Consider the following 20,140-nt stretch of genomic DNA (forward strand, 5'->3'; position numbering starts at 1 on the left):
CCCCGCATAATAAAACGAGAGGATGCGATGAAGACTCGGATCGACGTGTCGCCGGAAATGCTGGCGTTCATCGGTGGCGGCGCCGTGCCGGCGGCGGGCTGGCCCGCCGGGGCGGTCGCGTTCGGCTATCGCTTCGCACCGGCGACCTTCGCTTTCCTGCCCGATCCGCAGGCCCCCGACCTTGCCCCCTTCGACATCGTCTTCGTCGTCGCCGCGGCGGGATGCGTCCGCGTCTTCGGCGCGGTGCCGCCGGAAACGCGGCGCTGGCACCTGCCCAACGAGCTGCGCGCCATCGCACTCGCGGTCCAGCAGGAACGCCTGCCGGGCAATGCCGCGACCACGCTGCGCGTCGCCAAATGCGTCGAACTGCTGTGCGTCACCTTCGAACGAATCGGCGACGGAACGCTGATCCCCGCCGACGGCGCCGGCACGCTGTCCGCGGTGGAGGCGCAGCGGATCGCCGAGGCACGGCGCCTGATCGACGAACGCTGGAACGAGAAGCTGACGCTCGATTCGATCTCGCGCGCCTGCGGGCTGAACCGCGCCAAGCTGACGCGGGGCTTCCGGTCGATGTTCGCGATGAGCGTCGCGGACGCGATCGCCGACCGGCGGCTGGGCGGCGCGCGCGACCTGCTGCTTGCGACGGACCTGCCGGTGTCGTCGATCGGCTATCGCTGCGGCTATCTCAACAACGCCAGCTTCACTCGCGCCTTCTCGCGCCGCTTCGGCCAGGCGCCGACGCAGTTCCGCAGCCGGCAGCTCGCGGCATGACCGCCCCGCTGGCCGGATCGCTCGTCGACCATGCCGTCCGCCGCGTCCGCGATCATATCCGCGATCGCGACCTGAAGGTCGGCGACACCTTGCCCGGCGAAGGCCAGTTCGCGACCGATCTGGGCGTCAGCCGTGCGGTGATGCGCGAGGCGTTCGGCGCGCTCGCCGCGCTGCGCGTCATCGACGTCGGCAACGGTCGCAAGGCGCGGGTCGGCGCGATCGACGGTTCGGTGATGGCCGCCTCGATCGACCATGCCGTCGCAACGGCGCAGGTCACCACGGCGCAGGTCTGGGACGTGCGCCGCACGCTCGAATTGCGCACCGCGGAGCTGGCGGCGCAGCACCGGTCGGACGAGGACGCGCGGATCATCGCCGACCATGCGCGTCAGATGGCGGTCCACGCCGACGACCTCGACCGCCTCATCGGCCACGATATCGCCTTTCATCAGGCCATCGCGCGCGCCGGCGGCAACGCGCTCTTCCATCAGATCGTCCGCTCCTTCGAACATCTCATGCGCATCGCCGTCCCCACCGCCTGGGATACGCGCGAGACGCTGGACGAGCGCGACGCCGTCTTCGCCGTCCACCGCGACCTCGCCACCGCGATCGCCGATCGCGCGTCGGCCGCCGCCGCGACCCTGATGGAGGCCCATTTCGACACGTCGATCAGCGACATCTTCGCCGGCCGCCGGTAACCGCCGGCGCCGCGATCCGTCGTGGTGCCGCGGGTCGACGGCCTTCACCGCTCATGCCGGAAAGTGCAGCGTGAAGCGCGTCCGCCCGGGCTGCGATTCCAGCGTCACCCGTCCGCCATGGACCGCGGCGACGCGCTGCACGATCGCGAGGCCGAGCCCGGCATTGGCCGATGCGCTACGATCCCGGCGCCAGAAGCGGCGGAAGACCTGATCCTGCTCCGCCGGCGGAATGCCGGGGCCGTCGTCGGTGACCGACACGCTGGCGGCACCGACGCCGACCTCGATCCGTGTCCCGGCCGGCGTGTGCTTTACCGCATTTTCGAGCAAGGCACCCAGCGCGCGGGCGACGAACTGTGGCTGCGCGCGGATGACGATGTGCCGGCCGTCCTCGTCCAGCGCGATCGACTTGCCCGTGCGGAAGGCCAGCGGCGCGATCGCCGCGACGCTCTGCCGCGCCAGCGCCGACAGATCGACCTCGTCCATCGGCAGCGTATCGAACGAGTCCAGCTCGGCGATATCGAGCAGATGGCCGACCGTCCGCGCCAGCGCGTCGAGATCGTCGATGAGCGCGCTGCGCAGTGCGGGGTCGGCGACCTCGCCGGCGCGGATACGCGCGACGGTGATCGGGGTGCGCAATTCGTGCGCGGCATCGGCGGTGAAGTCGCGCTGCATCCGCAGGCTGTCGGTCAATCGGTCGAGCGCGACGTTGACCGCCTCGGCAAGCGGACGGACCTCGATCGGGATCTCCGGATCGGTCAGGCGGACGTCCAGCCGCGTTGGCGCGATCGTGCCGACCAGCGCGGAGGCGCGACGCACGGGCCGCAGCGCCCGGCGCACGATCAGCGCATCGATGCCGAGCAGGGTCAGCAGCAACGGCAGGACGATCAGCACGCCATACAGCAGGAACTGCCGCACGATATCGTCGACGATGTTGGCCGGATGGTCGAGATTCTGCGTCGCGACCACCCAGAGCGGCCGTCCCCGCGCGACGATCGGCACGCTCAGCCCGGCATAGACGCTGCGCCGCGACCGCCGGGAGAAATAGGCCGCTTCACCCTTGCGCGGGATGCGGTCGACGGCGATCGGCGGCGCGGGCGAGGAGGTCAGCAGCGCGCGACCCGCGCGATCGACCACGATATACCCCATGCCCGCCGCCGCGCCGGGCGCGACCGTATCGCGCAGCGGCGCAATCCCCGGACGCCCCTCGCCATCGACGCGCAGAGCGCCCTGCACCGCCAACGCCTGCGACCGCAGCGTCTGCCGTTCGAGATGATCCGCGGTGGCATCGAGGAACAGATAGACGCCCAGCGATACGGCGAGCGCGGTCACCACCACCGCCACCCCATGCCACCACAGGATGCGCGACAGCAGCGACCGGGGCGCAACGATCCTCACGCCGATGCGACCAGCATGTACCCCACGCCCCGCACGGTGACGATCTGCACGCGCGCACCCGCCTCGGCCAGGCGGCGGCGTAGCCGGTGGACGTAGACCTCCACCGCGTTCGAGCCCAGTTCGTCGCCCATGCCGAACAATTGCGCCTCAAGCTGGCTCTTGGCGACGACGCGCTCGTACCGGTGGATCAGCGCTTCGAAGACGTTGCGTTCGCGCGCCGACAGCACCGTCACGACGCCGGCGATGCGGACGTCGCGCGACGCCGGATCGAAGACGACGTTGCCGCAGGTGACCTCGCGGTGCGCGATCATCCCGCTGCGGCGGAGCAGCGCCTGGACGCGCGCGACAAGTTCCTCGGGCGCGAACGGCTTGACCAGATAATCGTCGCCGCCCGCATCGAAACCGGAAACGCGATCGGCCACGCTGCCGCGCGCGGTCAGCAGGATGACCGGCGTCGGATCGTCGCGCATCCGCATCGTCCGCGCCACCTCGCGCCCGTCGCGATCGGGCAGACCGACGTCGAGGATGACCGCGGCGTAATGGCCGAGCTCGAGCATCAGCAGGCCGTCATCCGCGGTGCCGGCATGGTCGAGCGCGAACCCGGCCCCCTCGAACACGCGGCGCAGCATCCGCACCAGCTCGACATTGTCCTCGATCATCAGCAATCGCATGGTCGGTCCGGCTACTCCAGCTATCCTGCCCGTGTCTTCCCGGGTCGTCCCCGTGTCTTCATCACCGCGGCGTAAGGTTCACGTAAGCCGGCGGATATAGCCGATCTCCAGCGCCCGCGCCGCCCCTCCTGGCGGCGACGGGCCATCCATCATCCCTCGCCCTCGAGATGGAGATTCCTGTCATGGCGATCGCCGCCCCCCGCGCGCGTCCGGTTCCACTCGTCCCCATGCCTGCCGCGCCGCCGCGGCGTGCGGTCCGCATCGCGCTGTTCTCCGGCAACTACAATTACGTACGCGACGGCGCCAATCGGGCGCTCAACCGCCTCGTCGACGATCTCGAACGGCGCGGCGCCTGCGTCCGCGTCTATTCGCCGACCACCCCCGATCCCGCGTTCGCACCGAACGGCACGCTGGTCTCGGTGCCGTCGATCCGTCTGCCGGGGCGCGGCGACTATCGGCTCGGCCTCGGCCTGCCCGCCCGGTTGCGTGCCGATATCCAGGCGTTCGCGCCGGATCTGATCCATGTCTCGGCGCCCGACTGGACCGGCCTCGCCGCACAGCGCCTCGCGCGGTCGATGGGCCTGCCGCTGGTGGCGAGCCTGCACACCCGGTTCGAAACCTATGCGCAATTCTACGGCGCGGGCCTCGTCCGCCCGACGATCGAACGCCACCTCCGGCGCTTCTACCGCCGGAGCGACCGCGTGCTCGTCCCTACGCAGCCGATCCACGACGAATTCGCCGCTGCCGGTTTCGGCGACGCGGTGCGCCTGTGGAGCCGCGGCGTCGACCGGCAGCAGTTCGATCCGGCCCGCCGCGACGCATCGTGGCGGCGGGTCAACGCGATCGCCGGGGATGCCTGCGCGATCCTGTTCTTCGGCCGGCTGGTGAAGGAAAAGGGGCTGGCGGACTATGTTGCGGTCATCGACCGGCTCGTCGGTGCCGGCCTCGCGGTCAAGCCGCTCGTCGTCGGCGAAGGGCCGGAGCGCGAATGGCTGCGGCAGCGATTGCCGGATGCGCGGCTGACCGGCCACCTCGACGGCGCCGCGCTCGGCCGCGCCATCGCCAGCGCAGACATCTTCTACAACCCCAGCACAACCGAAGCCTTCGGCAACGTCACGCTGGAGGCGATGGCTAGCGGACTGCCGACCGTCGCCGCCGACGTAACGAGCGCCGCGGCCCTGCTGCGCGGCGGCAGCGGCATTCTCTATCGCGCCGGCGACCTCGATGCAGCCACCGAGGCGCTCGCCCGCCTCGTCACCTTTCCCGATCGCCGTCGCGCGATAGGCCGACGGGCGCGCGAGGCGAGCGCCGCCTATGGCTGGGACGGCGCCTCTGCCATGGTGTGGGACGTCTACATGGAACTGCTCGCGGGCGGCACGACGCGATGACGCGGCTGCGTTTCGGTCCGCTGCTGCTCGCCGCCCTCCCCGCCGCCCTTGCAGGCCCTGCCGCGGCTCAGGAGGCGCCCGCCATCGCCGAACCGATGGTCTTCGACCTCGTCCGCCCGCTCGGTGCGCGACGCGGCGAGCTCGAGGTTAACACGCTGGCGCAGCGCAATCTGTCCGGTCCGCATTCGACGGTCGAATGGGCGCCCGAGATCGAATATGCCTTCGCCGACAATATGGCGGTCGAGCTGGAACTGCCGTTCGAAGGCCGCCGGGTCACCGACTACAAGCTCGGACTGCAAGGCACGTTCGGCCTGCTCAATCACGGCCGCGGTATCCATGGCGTACAATATCTCGGCCTGTGGAATCGCGAACATCGCCGCTTCCAGAGTTCGCTGCTGTACGTGATCGGCAACCGCTTCGGTCGCGACGCCAGCACGCTGACGATGATCGGCGTCGGCGACGTCGGTGCAGCGGGTGCCGAAACCCGGGCATTGCTGCTCAACCATACCAGCTTCTACGACATCGCCCCCGCCACCACCGCGGGGATCGAGATCAACTTGCGGATAGGACGCGAACGATCGACGCTGCTGATGCCGCAGATCCAGCAAGGGCTCGGCCAGCGCATGCAGCTGCAGGCTGGCGTCGGCGCGACGAAGGACGCGGGAAGCACATGGCGCCCCCGCGCCGGGGTCCGACTGGTGCGTCAGCTGTGAGGACGGTCCGCCTTGGCGTCACCCCCGGGCGGCCCGACCGCCAGTCCTAAGAATGCCAGTCGAAGCATCCGTTGCCGGAATAGCCGCGATACAGACTGTCGCCATCCCACGCATGGTGCAGGCTCTACTGGGAGCCGCGACCATAGCGGGCGTCTTCTATCGCCCAGGACATCCGCCAGTCATTCATCACCGCGTCACCGCACCGCAACCCACTGATAGGCCTGCACCACTTCGCCCCGCGGCTGATAACGCAGCTGTAGCGTCTGCCCCGCCCGCCGGACGTCCAGCGTCACATAGGCCTGCTGGTCGCCCTGTAGCGCGTCCTGTGGAAAGCCGTTCAGGATCGTGTCGCCGTTGCGCAGGCCGGCGGCGGCGGCGTTCGATCCGGCGACCAGCCCGCGCACAATCTTCGGCTTCGTTTGCAGCGACGCCATGTCGAACCCCAAATCGTAGCGTCGCAGCGGCCGCGGCACCCGGCGAAAGCGCGGCCCATAGGCGTCCGACGGCGGCAGCACCGTCACGCCGGCCAGCATCGCGTCGAGATCGGCGATGCCCTTCTCCCCCAGTTCCGCCCTGAGCAGCGACCGGTACAGCGCCTCGTTCATCGCGCCCCCCGAGCGGCGCGTCTGCAGCATCGCGCGGACGATATCGTCGAGCGAGCGCCTGCCCCCCGACCGCGCCCGGATCTGCGCATCCACCGTCCCGAAATACAGCGAACCGCGATCATAGGGCAGCACCCGCACCCGCGTGTCGCGCCAGAAGCCCTCGGGGATCGCCGCATTGGGCGTCGCGATCTTGATGTTGGTGTAATAGCGCCCCGCCGTCTCGTTGAGATCCTTCAGGAAATCGTCGGCGGAGATCATGCCGGCGCGAAACGGCAGCGCCCGCTGGTAATGCACCGCCAGCCCCTCGCCGAACCACGACCGGTCGAGCCCGCCGGCACTGTCCATCGACCCGTCGAGCGAATTGACCCAGCTGTGCAGCATCTCATGCGCGAGCAATGTCCGCAGGTCGTCGGGCTTCGAGGTCTGGTTGAAAGTATAGGCGAAGCTGTCGGTCAGCCCGATGCCGCTGCCCGGATTGCGCGTGTTGGTCCGCCCGAACACGCCGAAGCGGGGCGGCGTATAGCCGAAAAACGTGCCGTAGAAGCGGTGCAGCGTCCCCGCCCAGGTCATCAGCGGGGCCATCGCGAACGGCGGCTGACCCTGCCATGCCGCGAAGAAGCCGTCCTTTTCCGGCCCCGCCACGCCCGGGCGGCCGCCCATGTAATACGCGGAGGCGAGCTGCGGCGCGGGGATCGCCGCCGCGGTCGTGACGTCGCCGACGCCGAAGCTCGACACGCCCGTGCCGCCCTTGCCAAAGGCCGCAAGGTCCCAATGCACCTCGACCCGGCGCGGCCGCTCGTCGGTCGGCAACAGCAGGAAGGCGTTGCCCGCGGCGGAGAAGGTGCCGCCCTCGGTGCGCATCTCATATTGCGGCAGGGCCAGCGGCGGCGCGGCGGCGTCGATCGGCACGCGATAGCGCAGGGTGACGACGCCATCGACCGCACGCGCCGCCCGCCACCGCCGCGTGGTGTTGGACCCATCCTCCGCCTTGTCCTCCGTCGTCACCGCAATCGGCCCGGCGCCATCGGTCAGCGTCAGCCCCTGCAGGTCCTTGCCGCTGGTGACGACGGTGTTGGCGACCATCGCCAGTTCGAACAGCGCCTCGCCCGCCGCGGCATGCACGTCCTGCGCGATCAGCGTCACGTCGACGAAGGGGACGTGCTGCGCCGCATCGGGCGCCCCGGGTGTGAGGCGGATGACAAGCCGCGGTCCGCCGTCGGCTGCGGGGGCGGCAGCCCCGGTCAGCAACAGCAGCGACGCCATCGCCGGATATATGCACGACATTCGGCCGGTCATGATAGCTCCTCGGTTCAGGCGATCAGCCTAGCCGCGGCCGCCTGCAAATTTCTGTCGCATGCCCCTGCCACAACGCCGCAACGCGCATAGCCTATGCGGACGGCAGCGGCAGCCGGTGCGTGCATTTCATCTCCGACAGCGTCGCGATCGAGCGGATGTCCTCCACCCCCGGCAGGCGCAGCAACGTGCGGAAGGTGAAGTTCTGATACCAGCCCATGCTCGGCGCCAGCACCTTCAGCATCACGTCCATCTCGCCGAACAGGGTATACGCCTCGGTGATCTCCGGAATCTCCTCCACCGCGCGCAGGAAGCGGTCGCGCGCCTCGTCGCTCAGCCGCCCCATCTTGAGCTGCGCGAAGATATACATGCTCTCGCCGAACTTCTCGCGGTCGAGCACCGCGACCTGCGCCTTGATATAGCCCTCCTCTTTCAGCCGCTGCATCCGCCGCCAGCACGGCGATTGCGACAGGCCGACGCGATCAGCGATCTCGCTCGACGATTCGGAGGCGTCGATCTGCAGCCGGTCGAGGATCTTCAGGTCGAGGCGGTCGAGGGCGTCAGCCATGATTATGCACCGTTCCGGCGAAATGGGGATTGGACTTGCGGCCATTCCACCACGGACGCCCCCTATCGACAAGCTTTTGCGGCACCATCGCGTTAGGCTGGTCACCGGACAGGCTGGCGGAGAACGGGACATGACGCGCGACGACCTCGCGATCTTCGACAGCGCCGCGGTGCGCGCCGGCCTCTCCTATCCCGATTGCATCCGCGTCGTGCGGGACGCGATGGAGGCGCTGTCCGCCGGCACCACCCGCCAGCTGCTGCGCACCATGCTGTCGCTCGGACCGGGGCGGACCTTCGCGCAGATGCCCGGCGCGCTCGGCGATCAGGACATGTTCGGCACCAAGACGATCAGCGTCTTCGCCGACCCGCAGGCACCGGGCAAGCGCCGCCACCGCGGCCTCGTCGTGCTGTTCGAGCCCACGGAAGGACGCCCGGTCGCGATCGCCGATGCGGAGGAGATCACGCATATCCGCACCGCCGCCGCCACCGCGGTCGCCACCGACGCGCTCGCCCGCGCCGATGCCGCCACGCTGTTGATCGTCGGCACCGGCGGGCAGGCGCATACGCATCTCCACGCGCTGCCGCTCGTCCGCCGGTTCGACCGCATCCTGATCTGGGGCCGCACACCGGCCAGGGTCGATGGGCTGATCGCCGCCTTCCCCCACCTCCCCTGCGAACGCGCCGACGACCTCGCCGCCGCCACCCGCGCCGCCGACGTCATCTGCACGCTGACCTCCGCCGCCGACCCCGTGGTCCTCGGCGACTGGGTCCGGCCCGGCACCCACGTCAACCTCGTCGGATCGAGCGGTCCCGGCCCGGTCGAGGTCGACAGCGCGCTGGTGGTGAAGAGCCGCTACATCGCCGACAGCACCGTCTCGGCGCGCGATGCCGCCGCCGAATTCCTCGTCGCGCGCGACGCCGGCCTAGTCACCGACGACCATATCGTCGCGGAGATCGGCGAGGTGTTGCTCGGCCGCGTCCCCGGCCGCACCGGAGCCGACGACATCACCCTCTACAAATCGCTCGGCCATGCGGTGCAGGACCTCGCCGCCGCCGCGCACCTCTATCGGAGTTCGCGTCGCTGATGCTCATTCTCGCCGCCCTGCTCGCCTCCACCACACTTGCCTCCGCCGCGCCCGTCCCGGTCGCAACCCACGAACGCCTGTCGGTGATCGCCAATGGCGAAAAGGTCGGCAGCGTCGATGCGGTCCGCGACCACGACCATGTCGCGATCCATTACGACGTGAAGAACAACGGCCGCGGCCCGACGATGGACGAGGCGATCGACCTCGGCGCGGACGGATTGCCGGTGCGCTGGACGCTCGACGGCAAGGCGACGTTCGGCGGCGACATCCACGAACGCTTCGTCCGCGACGGCGCCACCGCACGCTGGACCGATGCGATGGGCGCACGCACCGCACCCGCACGCGGCACCGGGCTCTATATCGGGCAGTCGGCGAGCCCCTGGGCGCTCGGCCTCTATGCCCGCGCGCTGCTCAAGGCGCCCGGCGCGACGCTGCCCGCCTGGCCCGGCGGGCAATTGCGCCTCGATCCGCTCGGTCCCGCGACGATCGGCGGCGTCGACTATCGCGCCTTCGCGATCAGCGGCATCGACCTGTCACCCGACCTCATCCTGCTGGACAAGGACGATGCGCTGTTCGCCGTGCTCGACACCGGCGGCGCGACCGTGCGCGAGGGGCATGAAAGCGAGGTGCCGGCGCTCGCCGCGCTCGCCACCCGGCTGACCGCGCAGCGCTATGCCGCGCTCCAGCAGCGCTTCGCCCACCGGGTCGATGCGCCGGTCCGCATCCGCAACGTCCGCGTGTTCGATCCCGTCACCGGCACGCGCGGCGATCCGGTGTCGGTGGTGTTCGCCGATGGCCGCATCACCGGCATCCAGCCGCTGGACGCCCCCGCCTCGCCCGGCGAAGCGTCGATCGACGGCGCGGGCGGAACGCTGATGCCCGGTCTCCACGACATGCACGCGCATGTCAGCCTCGAATCCGCTCTGCTCTACCTCGCCGCGGGCGTCACCTCGGTCCGCGACATGGGCAACGACAATGCCTTCCTCCCCGACCTCGTCCGCCGCATCGCCGCCGGCGAGGTCGCCGGCCCGCGCATCACCCCCAACGGCTTCCTCGAAGGGCGCAGTCCCTATTCCGCCCGGCTCGGCATCGTCGCCGACGGCGAGCTGCAGGCGCTCGACGCGGTGCGCTGGTACGCCGCCCGCGGCTATGGACAGGTCAAGATCTACAACAGCATGAATCCCGCCTGGGTGCCGGCGATCACGCGCGAGGCGCACCGGCTGGGGATGACCGTGACCGGCCATATCCCCGCCTTCACCAACGCCGATGCGATGATCGCCGCGGGCTATGACGAGGTGACGCACGTCAACCAGCTGATGCTCGGCTGGGTGCTCGATCCGAAGGAGGACACGCGCACGCCGCTGCGGCTGACCGCGATGAAGCGCACCGCGACGCTCGATCTCGCCGCGCCGCGGGTGCAGCGGACGATCGACCGGATGGCCGCGGGCCATATCGCGCACGATCCGACCGCGGTGACGCTGGAACTGCTGATGGGCGGCCGCGACGGCACCGCCAATCCGGCGGTCGCCGATTATATCGACCACCTGCCGATCGGCCTGCAACGCCGCCGTCGCCAGGCGATCGCACCGATCGCCGGCCCTGCCGACGCCGCCGCCTATGACGGCGCGATGGCCAAGGTGAAGCAGGTGCTGAAACTGCTCCACGACCGCGGCATCCGCCTGTTGCCCGGCACCGACGACCAGACCGGCCTATCGGTCCATCGCGAGCTGCAGATCTATGCCGAGGCGGGCATTCCCGTTCCCGAGGTGCTCCGCCTCGCCACGCTCGCGCCCGAACAATACATCGGCCGCGACCAGCAGCTCGGCTCGATCGCGCGGGGAAAGCTCGCCGATTTCATCCTGCTGCCCGGCGATCCCACCCGCGACCTGCGCGAACTGCATCGTATCGCGATGGTGGTGAAGGACGGCACGCTTTACTTCCCGTCCGAAATCTACCCGGCGTTCGGCGTGAAACCCTTCGCCGCCGCGCCGACACTGACGCTGCCGAAGGCCATGCCGAAACCGGCCGGCTCCGGCCCGGCGCACGATGCGATGGACGAATTCTGATCCAACGGTGCGAGCGTAGCGAAGCAATCCCGGGTTCCCCCTGACGCCATGGATTGCTTCGCGACGCCCGCACGTCGCCGCCGTCAACGGCCCGCGACGACCTCCGCCACGAACCCGTGCAGGTCACCGCTCAGCGCCGCCAGCGCCTCCTTGTCCTCGAACGCGGAATGGCCCGCGGCATAGCGGTGAAACGCCACGCGGTCGGCGGGCACGCCATGCTGCTCGATCGCGAACTGCCCGGCATAGACCGGCGTGGTGATGTCGTAATAGCCGCCCGCAGCGAACATCCGCAGCGTCGGCTTCGCCGCCATCGCCGCCTTCAGATAGGGCGCGAACGCCATGGCGCGATAGCTGCCGCCATAGGCCTTGTCCCAGTTCCACGCGAAGTTGATGCCGAGGTTCAGGCTGCGATATGCGCTCGGCAGCGCATAGCCCAATTCCTGCTTCAGATAGGTCTCGATCACCGTCGCGGTCCCCGAGCCCAGCGACATCGACGGGTCGTCGAACGGCGGACGCAGCCGGCTGTCCGCAATCGCTCGCGTCGCACGACCGTCGAGCTGCCCGGTGCGCAGCCCCTTCGCCGCGAGCAGCCCGAGCATGACATCGCGCCGCTCCAGCCGCAGGTCCTTTGCCTCGATCGTCGCCGCCGGCAGGCCGGTCAGCGCCGCCATCCGCGCCGCGACCCGCTGCTTTTCCGCCGGCGGCAGCGCCGGTCCCTGCATCAGCGCCGCGGCATAGTCCGTCTGCGCGAAATGCAGCGCATCGTCATACCATTGCGCGACGCTCTTGCCGCCACGATCGACCGCGCCGTGATACCAGCCGACCGCCGCCAGCGTAGGGAACAGCACCACGTCCGACACCACCGGCCCGTCGCTATCGCCGATCGCCAGCGACAGCAGCACGACGCCGTCGGGCAGCGCCATCTCCGCCTGCGCCGTCTTCGCCTGCGCCGTCTTCGACTGCATCGTCTCGTTCAGGATCGCCAGCGCCCGCGCGGTGCCATAGCTTTCGCCGACCAGCAGCACCGGCGCGCCCGTCCGCCCGTTCGCCGCCAGCCATTGCGCGATCATCGCCGCAACGCCGCGCGCGTCGCCGCCGACACCGAAATAGGCGGACGCATCCTTGCCCTTGACCGGCATCGATGCGCCGGTGCCGACCGGATCGATGAACACCAGATCGGCGACGTCGAGCAAGGTGAAGCGATTGTCCTCCAGATGCGCGGCATCGCCGCTGCCGACCATCCGCCGCGGCCCGAACGCCTGCATGTGCAGCGGCGACGACGACGCGCCGGGCCCACCGTTGAACACGAACAGCACCGGCCGCGTCGCCCCGCCGCGCGGCGCATCCGCGACATAGGCATAGCTCACCCCGACCGCGACCGGCGTTCCGTCCGCCCCCGGCATCGGCTGTTCGCTGACGATCGCGCGATAGGCGAACGGCTTGCCGCCCAGCATGATCCGGTGCCGCGTCGTCACCACCCGCGCGCTCGCCGTATCGCGCGGCACCATCGGCTCCATCGCGCGCAGGAAGGCGGGCGACATCGGCGCCTCGCCCTCATCCTGTGCATGGAGCGCGGCGGGCGTGAGCGACAGCGCGGCGAAAAGGGCGAGACGGCGCATCGGCAGGGGCTTTCGTTCGGAGGTCACGCGCGGGGCAGCGCGGCGAGCAGGCGCTCGATATCGTCCATCGTGCTGAACACCGACGGGCTGACGCGGAAGCGGTTGCGCGACAGCGTGATCTGCACCTTCGCCGCCTTGAGCGGCGCGGCGAGCCGCTCCCGCGCGCCCTCCAGCACACAGGTGACGAGCGGCGTTCGGCTGTCGGACGGCGTCACCACGCTATAGCCACGGCTCACGAGCCCGGCATGCAGGCGGCGCAGCAGCGGCTGCCGGTATGCGGTGATGCGATCGACACCCAGCGCGAGGATATGCTCCAGCGACCGGTCGAGCATCGCCGACACCACATGCGCATGCGTGCCGCCCGCGAACAGCCCCTCCATATCGGGCCGCGGCGTCACGTCGGCGATGCGGTAATCCGCCTTGGTCGCGGGTGGATCGAACGGGTAGACGTGCGGGTCGAATCCGGCGACCTGGTAATAGCCGTAGCGCGTTCGCCGCAGCCGGTCGTGCAGGTCGGCGCGGACGTAGAGGAAACCCAGCCCGAAATCCCCCATCAGCCATTTGTAGCTGGCGCAGGCGGCGAAATCGACGTTGCTCGCGCGCACATCGACCGGCACCGCACCGGCGGCATGGATGATGTCGGCATAGACCAACGCGCCCTTTGCGTGCGCGATCTCGCACACCCGCTTCAGGTCGTGCTCGAACCCGTTGTAGGTCGACACCAGCGACAGCGCGACCAGCCGCGTCCCCGGCACGATCGCGCGTTCGATATCGTCGATCGCGATCCGGTTCGCGCGCGGCCGCAGCCAGACGACCTCCACCCCCTGCTTCGCCAGCTCCTCGTAGAGGTAGAAGGACCCGAAGAAATGCAGCGTATCGGTGACGATCCGCCCCTTTTCCCGCGGAAAGCCGAGCGCGTCGATGATCGCCTGCTCGCCCGCGGTGGTGCTCTGGACGAAGGCGATCTCCTCGGGCGTCGCGTTGATGAGCCGCGCGAACTGCGCCTTCACCCGCCCCTCGACCGCATCGGTCGGAAAGTAGCCGTCCATCGTCGCCCGCTGGTCGAGATAGGCGCGCGCCGCATCGCGCGCGCCGATCGGCAGCGGATGCATCGTCCCCGAATCGAGATAGGTCCCCGCCATGGCGGCAAAGCTCGCCCGGTCCGGCAGCATCGCCGGTGCGGCCGCACCACGCGCTGCCAGGGGTAGGGTCGCCGCCCCTGCCAGCACGTTGCGCCGTGTCACCCCGTCGGTCACCATCGTCCCCCTGTCGCGTCCCAGCCTAGCGCAACCGCCCCGCATAGATCTTGCGTCCTTCCGGACATGCCGACAGCCACCCGTACCGATCGATCGTCCCCACGTCCCGAACTGCGCATAAATATGCCGCATGTTCGCCGCTAACCCATGACGCCGAGGGAGTATTCGCGATGATCCGAGCGGCGTTGGCGGCCATGGTTCTGGCGGCGGTGGCGACGCCTGCCGCGGCGCGCACCTGCGCATCCGATGCGGTCGAGACGCGGCACAGCGCGCAGATCGCCGGCAAGCGCCTCGCCTATGTCGCCTGCGTCGGCGCGATCCCGGTCCGCGTCGGAACGGCAGCGGCGCAGATCGTCTACACCGCCTATCTGGTCCCCGGCCGTGCGCGCCGGCCGTTGAGCTTCGTCTGGAACGGCGGCCCCGGCGCCGATTCGCGCACGCTCCACTTCCACGCGATCGGCCCGCGCCTGATCCGCGACGGTGCGCTCGCCGACAATCCCGCCAGCCCGCTCGGCCGTACCGACCTCGTCTTCGTCGATCCGGTCGGCACCGGCTTCAGCCGCGCCATCGACCCTGCCCAGGCCAGCGCCTTCTACGGCACCGTCGCCGATATTGCTGCCACCGCCGCCTTCGTCCGCGACTTCCGCACGAGCTATCGCCGCACCGCCAGCCCGCTCGCCCTCGTCGGCGAAAGCTTCGGCACCTGGCGCGCATCGGGCGTCGCCGAAGCGCTCGTCGACCAGCGCATTCCCGTCGCCGGCGTCGCGCTCATCTCCGGCGGGATTCCGCTTGGCGAGGAGCGGCACGGCGAACGCCGCCGCGCGCTGTCGCTGGTCAACCGCACCGCCACCGCCTTCGCGCTCGGCAAGCTGGCGTCCGACCTGCAACGCGATCAGGCAAGCACCCTCGCCGCGGCGCAACGCTGGGCCGACACCGTCTACGCCCCCGCCCTCGCCGACCCCGCCGCGCTCGACACCGCCCGACGCGCCACCGTCGTCGCCGACCTCGCCCGCTATCAGGGTCTCGACCCCGCCACGATCGATGCGAAGACGCTCTGGGTATCGCCCCGCGACTTCCGCACCCGCCTGCTGGCGGCGGAGGGCAAGACGCTCGGCATCTTTGACATGCGCCGGACGACCCCGCGCACCACGCCGGGCGAGGACGCGGTCGCGCTCGCTTATTACCGCACGCAGCTCGGCTATGGCGCCGGCCGCTACGCGGGCATCGACCTGCCTGCCGACGACGTCGGCGGCGGGTGGCGCTACGACCAGTCGCCCGTCACGAAGGATTCGCTCGCCCGCGCGATGGCCGGCGAAGGCCCGCCCAGCGCATCGCAGCCGTGGATCCAGCGCGCGATGGCGAAGGACCGCGCGCTGCGCGTCTGGGTCGCGACCGGCCTGTATGATTCGCTCAACAGCTGCGCCGGCAATGCCGCCACCGTCGCCGCTTTGCCCGACGGCCTGCCGCGCCGCTTCACGCTGCGCTGCTATGCCGGCGGTCATATGATGTATGAGGATCCGCGCGAAACCCGCCGCTTCGGCAACGAGCTTGCCGACTTTCTCGGAGCCGGCGCATAAATTTTGCGCAGGAGCGCCAGGCCCGCGCCATTTCGAACCCGAACCTCCCGCTCCGGCCCGATCAACGCCGAAAATTCCCCGCCCCGCCACGCTATCTTCCGCGGCAGGGATCGATCGCAGACGGCAGCAGCCGCACCGGTCGGCACAAGCGACGACAAGGGGGCTTCATGCAGCACGTACAGAACGGCACGATCCGGGGATTGATGGCATCGACGGCGGTGCTCGCCGCGCTGGTCGCAATGCCCGCGCTGGCGCAGCAGGCCCCCGCCCCGGCCGACCAGTCGATCGCCACCAGCGTCGATGCCGCCGCCGATACGGACGAGGCGATCGTCGTCACCGGATCGCGCATCCGCCGTGCCGGGCTCGACAATGCCGCGCCGGTCGCTGAGATCACCACCCAGTCGATCACCGACCGCGGCTTCATCACCGCCGCCGACGCGCTCAATAACTTGCCGTCAAACGCCCCCGTGCTCAATCAGGCGGACGGCAGCGGCAACGCCAGCGGCCCCGGCTATCAGGCGCCCAACCTGTTCAACCTCGGGCCGGGCCGCACGCTGACGCTGTTCAACGGCCGCCGCATGGTCACCACCGGATCGGGGATCGGGTCGGCCGACGGCGTCGGCAACGCCTTCGTCGATGCCAATATCATCCCCCTGGGGCTGCTCGACCGGGTCGAGGTCTATCAGGGCGGCGGCGCGGCGGTCTACGGATCGGACGCGATCGCCGGCGTCGTCAACTACATCGTCAAGAAGGACTTTTCCGGCCTCGAACTCGATGCGCAGAACGGCATCTCGAGCCGCGGCGATTACGCGACGCACAGCCTGCGCGGCACCGCGGGCGTCAATTTCGCCGGCGGCCGCGGCAATGTCGCGATCGACCTCGGCTATTCGAAGTCGCCGACGCTGATGTTCAGCGCGCGCCCGCTCTCCAACCTCGGCCGGCTCACCGTCAGCAACGCCGCCGATACCGGCCCGGCGGACGGCATTCCGGCGGTGAAGGAGATCTTCAACGCGGCCTTCTGGCCGTTCAACAGCAACGGCGTGATCTTCACCCGCCCCGCCCCGGTCAGCCCGTTCCTCGCGCGCAGCGGCGGCAACGCCCTGCAATTCTCACCCGACGGCAGCGTCATTCCCTACAATACCGGCGTGTTGCAGGGCATTCCCTTCGCGGCGGGCGGCGACGGCTTCAAATATCAGGCGCTCGCCGGCCTGCGCACCGGCGTCGAACGCTACACCGCCAATCTGGTCGGGCATTACGACCTGACCGACCGCGTCAGCGTCTCGACCGAATTGCTCTATGCACGCACCACCGGCACCGAGATCCCGCAGGGCAACAGCTACACCACGCTCAACGCCGGCGCGTATAACGGCCCGATCGCCTTCACCATCGCCAACCCCTATCTGACGGCGCAGGCGCGCACCCTGCTGAGCGGCGCCAACCCGGCCTTCGCCGGCGGTGCGCCGCTCTATCTCTCGAAATATTTCTACGACCTGACGCCCGCCAACGACCAGACCACGCGCACCGACACCTATCGCGCCGCGCTGGCACTGGAGGGCGATTTCGACCTCGGCACCCGCAACTTCTACTGGTCGATCGCGGGCAGCTACGCCCGCGTCGAGGGGTCGCAGCGCAGCTGGCAGGTGGTCAACAGCCGCTTCCAGAACGCCATCAACGCGGTGTCGAGCGGCGGCCAGATCGTCTGCGCGATCAACGCCGATGCCAATCCCAACAACAACGACACCGCCTGCGCGCCGATCAACCCGTTCGGCGACGGCAACGTCAGCGCCGCCGCGCGCAACTATGTCAGCACCCGCGCCGGGATCGACTGGACCAACGAACAGGCGGACCTGCTCGCCACGCTGGGCGGCACGCTCGCGACGCTGCCGATGGGCAATGCCGATTTCAGCATCGCCTACGAACATCGCGACGAACAGGCACGCTTCGACCCGCTCGACGCCAATCGCGCGGGCAGCTTCGGCACCGGCGTCCGCCAGGTCGCGCAGTCGGGCGGCTACAACACCGACGAATTGTCCGCCGAACTGATCGTCCCGCTGGTCGGCAAGGATTTCCAGCTGCCGCTGGTCCGCCTGCTCGAGGCGAAGGGTGCGTTCCGCTACGTCGACAACAGCTATGCGGGGCATGAGAACGTCTGGGATCTCGGCCTGCGCTGGGAGGTTGTGCCCGGCGTGACGCTGCGCGGGTCGCGCAGCCGCAACTTCCGCGCACCGACGCTGACGCAATTGCTCGCGCCCTCGGCCAGCGGGCTCAATTCGACCGGCTTCGATCCGTGCGATGCCGACCGGATCGCCAGCGGCCCCAATCCCGCCGTGCGCCGCGCCAGCTGCCTCGCGCTGTTCACCGCCAATCCCGGCTATGGCGTCGATGCGGACGGCACCGGGGCGGGCCTCAGCCCCGCCGCCCGCCTCGCCCGCTTCCAGAACCCGTCGGAGAATTTCGCCCGCGCCACGGTCACGACCGGCGGCAACGCCGCGCTGCGCAACGAAATCTCCAACACCTGGACCTATGGCATCCTGCTCCAGCCGCGCGTCGTCCCCGGCCTGACGATCAGCGCCGACCGGATCGAGATCGACCTGAAGGACGGCCTGTCCGCCTTCACGACGCAGGATTTCGCCGCCGCCTGCTATGACGATCCCAATCCGGCGGCGGGTGTGTGCAGCGCCTTCACCCGCCTCGCCACCACCGACGGGCTGAGCCCCGGCGGTACGATCGCGACCGGCACCACGACCACCTTCAACGCCGGCGTGATCCGCTATCGCGGCGAGAATTACATGGTCGACTATCAGTTCGCGCTCGGCGACCTGCTGCGCGCGGGCGATCTCGGCCGGTTGCAGCTGACCGCCTCGGCGACGCACAACACGTTGCTCACCACCTCGGTCACCGGCACCACCTTCGTCCGTACCGACGGCACCTATCTGTCGCCGACCTGGGTCGGGCGCTTCAACGCCGCCTACAGCAAGGGACCGCTGCGCCTGACCTACCAGCTGCAATATCGCGACCGGACCGCGGCGGGCGCCAATGTGTCGATCGAAACGACGCCCAACCCCGTCCTCGCCCGCAACATCGTCCACGACGTGTCGGCGCAGGTCGATCTGGGCAGCATCGCGCTGCGCTTCGGTGTCGACAACCTGACCGACAAGGATCCGTCCTATCCGCAGATCGCCTATGGCGACATTCTCGGCCGGCGCTTCTACGCCGGTGCGCGGATCAAGTTGCGGTGACACGATCGCCCGGCCTGTGCCGCGAACCGGTCGGTGATCCGACCGGTTCGCCGGGTGTCGCCGAATCCTATTCGCACTGGGTCCGCCGGGTGATCCGCGCCGTCCGGTCCGAACGCAACCTGCTGGTCGGGCTGTTCGACAGTTCGGTCCCCGAACCCGTCGAGCATCTGCGCCGGATCATGGCGGAGGGGTTCGGCGAGACGCTCACCTCGCGCTACACCAGCGCCTTCACCAGCGGGAACCCCTATGTCGTCGCGCAGCTCGCACGGCATTATGCGGTGCCGGCGGAGCAGATCGTCTGCACCACCGGCGCCACCGGGGCGCTGTCGCTGATCTATCGCGCCCTGCTGGAACCGGGCGACCGCGTGCTGGTCGAAAACCCCGGTTTCGACCTGTTCCACAAGATCGCTGAAACCTATGGCTATGGCGTCGACCGCTTCCAGCGCCACGGCGCCGATTTCGCGATCGACATCGACGCGCTGGCTGCCAGGATCACCCCGCGCACGCGGCTGATCGTCCTGTCCAACCTCCACAATCCCTCAGGCATGGCCCTGTCCGCCGAAACGCTCGCCGCGATCGGCGCGCTGGCGGAGGCGCGCGGCATCCACGTCGTCGCCGACGAGGTCTATGGCGACTACATCGACGCAGACCGTCGCCCGCCGCCTGCGGTCCAATTGTCCCCCGCCTGCATCAGCATCAGCAGCCTCACCAAATCGCACGGCCTCAGCACCTTGCGCTGCGGCTGGATCGTCGCCGCGCCGGGGCCGATCGCGCGCATCCGCGCGCTGGCCGAAGAGATTGATTTCAGCATCTCCAACCTGTCGCACGCCGTCGCCGCGCTGGTGCTCGAACATCCCGAGACCTTCGAGGATTATCGCGCCGGGATGTTGCGCCGCGCGCGGCCGATCATGGAATCCTACCACGCGCATTGGCGCGAACAGGGCCTCGTCACCGGCACGCTGCCCCCCTTCGGCTGCATCGCCTTTCCACGGCTGGTCGGGATCGACGATACCGTGCGCTTTTCCGAATGGCTCGCCGATCGCTGCGGCGTCATCGTCGCGCCGGGGGAATATTTCGGGGCAGCCGGCCATATCCGCATCGGCTTCGCGCGCGCGCCGGCGGATGTCGATTACGGCTTGCAGGCGCTGACCGATGGGCTGATCCGCTACCGCGATCAGCATAAAGGGGGGATGGCATAGG

Annotated in this window: 15 protein-coding genes; 9 read left to right on the plus strand and 6 right to left on the minus strand. The window is 69.5% G+C overall.

Annotation, left to right across the window (positions count from 1 at the left end):
• The first annotated feature begins 27 nt into the window (after positions 1–27).
• Together AC1RTO_RS17495 and AC1RTO_RS17500 are read left to right on the plus strand one after the other, a co-directional pair.
• A complete protein-coding gene (locus AC1RTO_RS17495) occupies positions 28–771 on the plus strand; it encodes a helix-turn-helix transcriptional regulator (RefSeq protein ID WP_493162085.1) in 744 nt (247 codons plus the stop codon).
• Positions 768–1,466: a FadR/GntR family transcriptional regulator gene (locus tag AC1RTO_RS17500; RefSeq protein WP_493162086.1), complete on the plus strand. Its 699-nt coding sequence runs from the start codon at positions 768–770 to the stop codon at positions 1,464–1,466. Before AC1RTO_RS17495 ends, AC1RTO_RS17500 begins: the two co-directional genes overlap by 4 nt.
• Before the next feature lie 51 nt (positions 1,467–1,517).
• Here AC1RTO_RS17500 and AC1RTO_RS17505 read toward each other — a convergent pair whose 3' ends face one another.
• Positions 1,518–2,861, minus strand: a complete 1,344-nt coding sequence (locus tag AC1RTO_RS17505) for an ATP-binding protein (RefSeq protein WP_493162087.1) — start codon at positions 2,859–2,861, stop codon at positions 1,518–1,520.
• The gene (locus AC1RTO_RS17510; protein WP_493162088.1) at positions 2,858–3,532 is read right to left on the minus strand and encodes a response regulator transcription factor; all 675 of its coding nucleotides are present in this window, start codon (positions 3,530–3,532) and stop codon (positions 2,858–2,860) included. The genes AC1RTO_RS17505 and AC1RTO_RS17510 overlap by 4 nt, the downstream gene beginning before the upstream one ends.
• A gap of 182 nt (positions 3,533–3,714) precedes the next feature.
• Between AC1RTO_RS17510 and AC1RTO_RS17515 the strand changes: the two genes are divergently transcribed.
• Together AC1RTO_RS17515 and AC1RTO_RS17520 are read left to right on the plus strand one after the other, a co-directional pair.
• Positions 3,715–4,920: a glycosyltransferase family 4 protein gene (locus AC1RTO_RS17515; protein WP_493162089.1), complete on the plus strand. Its 1,206-nt coding sequence runs from the start codon at positions 3,715–3,717 to the stop codon at positions 4,918–4,920.
• Positions 4,917–5,633 (plus strand): hypothetical protein, encoded by a 717-nt coding sequence (locus AC1RTO_RS17520; RefSeq protein ID WP_493162090.1) that lies wholly within the window; start codon positions 4,917–4,919, stop codon positions 5,631–5,633. The genes AC1RTO_RS17515 and AC1RTO_RS17520 overlap by 4 nt, the downstream gene beginning before the upstream one ends.
• A 194-nt stretch (positions 5,634–5,827) precedes the next feature.
• Here the strand turns inward: AC1RTO_RS17520 and AC1RTO_RS17525 are convergent, their stop codons facing one another.
• Together AC1RTO_RS17525 and AC1RTO_RS17530 are read right to left on the minus strand one after the other, a co-directional pair.
• Positions 5,828–7,501, minus strand: a complete 1,674-nt coding sequence (locus tag AC1RTO_RS17525) for a M61 family metallopeptidase (protein WP_493162091.1) — start codon at positions 7,499–7,501, stop codon at positions 5,828–5,830.
• Positions 7,502–7,625: 124 nt separating this feature from the next.
• Complete coding sequence (locus AC1RTO_RS17530) at positions 7,626–8,099, minus strand: Lrp/AsnC family transcriptional regulator (protein ID WP_493162092.1); 474 nt, start codon at positions 8,097–8,099, stop codon at positions 7,626–7,628.
• A 130-nt stretch (positions 8,100–8,229) separates the two neighbouring features.
• On the opposite strand from AC1RTO_RS17530, the gene AC1RTO_RS17535 reads away from it, so the two are divergent.
• On the plus strand, positions 8,230–9,183 hold the full coding sequence (locus AC1RTO_RS17535; RefSeq protein WP_493162093.1) for an ornithine cyclodeaminase family protein: 954 nt from the start codon (positions 8,230–8,232) through the stop codon (positions 9,181–9,183).
• Positions 9,183–11,249: an amidohydrolase family protein gene (locus AC1RTO_RS17540; RefSeq protein ID WP_493162094.1), complete on the plus strand. Its 2,067-nt coding sequence runs from the start codon at positions 9,183–9,185 to the stop codon at positions 11,247–11,249. The genes AC1RTO_RS17535 and AC1RTO_RS17540 overlap by 1 nt, the downstream gene beginning before the upstream one ends.
• A gap of 83 nt (positions 11,250–11,332) precedes the next feature.
• Here the strand turns inward: AC1RTO_RS17540 and AC1RTO_RS17545 are convergent, their stop codons facing one another.
• On the minus strand, positions 11,333–12,868 hold the full coding sequence (locus tag AC1RTO_RS17545) for a S10 family serine carboxypeptidase-like protein (RefSeq protein ID WP_493162095.1): 1,536 nt from the start codon (positions 12,866–12,868) through the stop codon (positions 11,333–11,335).
• Positions 12,869–12,891: 23 nt separating this feature from the next.
• On the minus strand, positions 12,892–14,127 hold the full coding sequence (locus AC1RTO_RS17550; RefSeq protein ID WP_493162096.1) for an aminotransferase class V-fold PLP-dependent enzyme: 1,236 nt from the start codon (positions 14,125–14,127) through the stop codon (positions 12,892–12,894).
• A 167-nt stretch (positions 14,128–14,294) separates the two neighbouring features.
• Here AC1RTO_RS17550 and AC1RTO_RS17555 point away from each other — a divergent pair, with 167 nt between their 5' ends.
• From AC1RTO_RS17555 to AC1RTO_RS17565, 3 genes are all read left to right on the plus strand, one after another.
• Positions 14,295–15,701, plus strand: a complete 1,407-nt coding sequence (locus tag AC1RTO_RS17555) for a S10 family serine carboxypeptidase-like protein (RefSeq protein ID WP_493162097.1) — start codon at positions 14,295–14,297, stop codon at positions 15,699–15,701.
• Positions 15,702–15,868: 167 nt separating this feature from the next.
• Positions 15,869–18,940, plus strand: coding sequence for a TonB-dependent receptor domain-containing protein (locus AC1RTO_RS17560; protein ID WP_493162099.1), 3,072 nt, complete (start codon positions 15,869–15,871; stop codon positions 18,938–18,940).
• A complete protein-coding gene (locus tag AC1RTO_RS17565) occupies positions 18,937–20,139 on the plus strand; it encodes a pyridoxal phosphate-dependent aminotransferase (RefSeq protein ID WP_493162100.1) in 1,203 nt (400 codons plus the stop codon). The genes AC1RTO_RS17560 and AC1RTO_RS17565 overlap by 4 nt, the downstream gene beginning before the upstream one ends.
• Position 20,140: the final 1 nt, after the last annotated feature.

This window comes from Sphingomonas sp. GW821-FHT10F09, assembly GCF_058809195.1.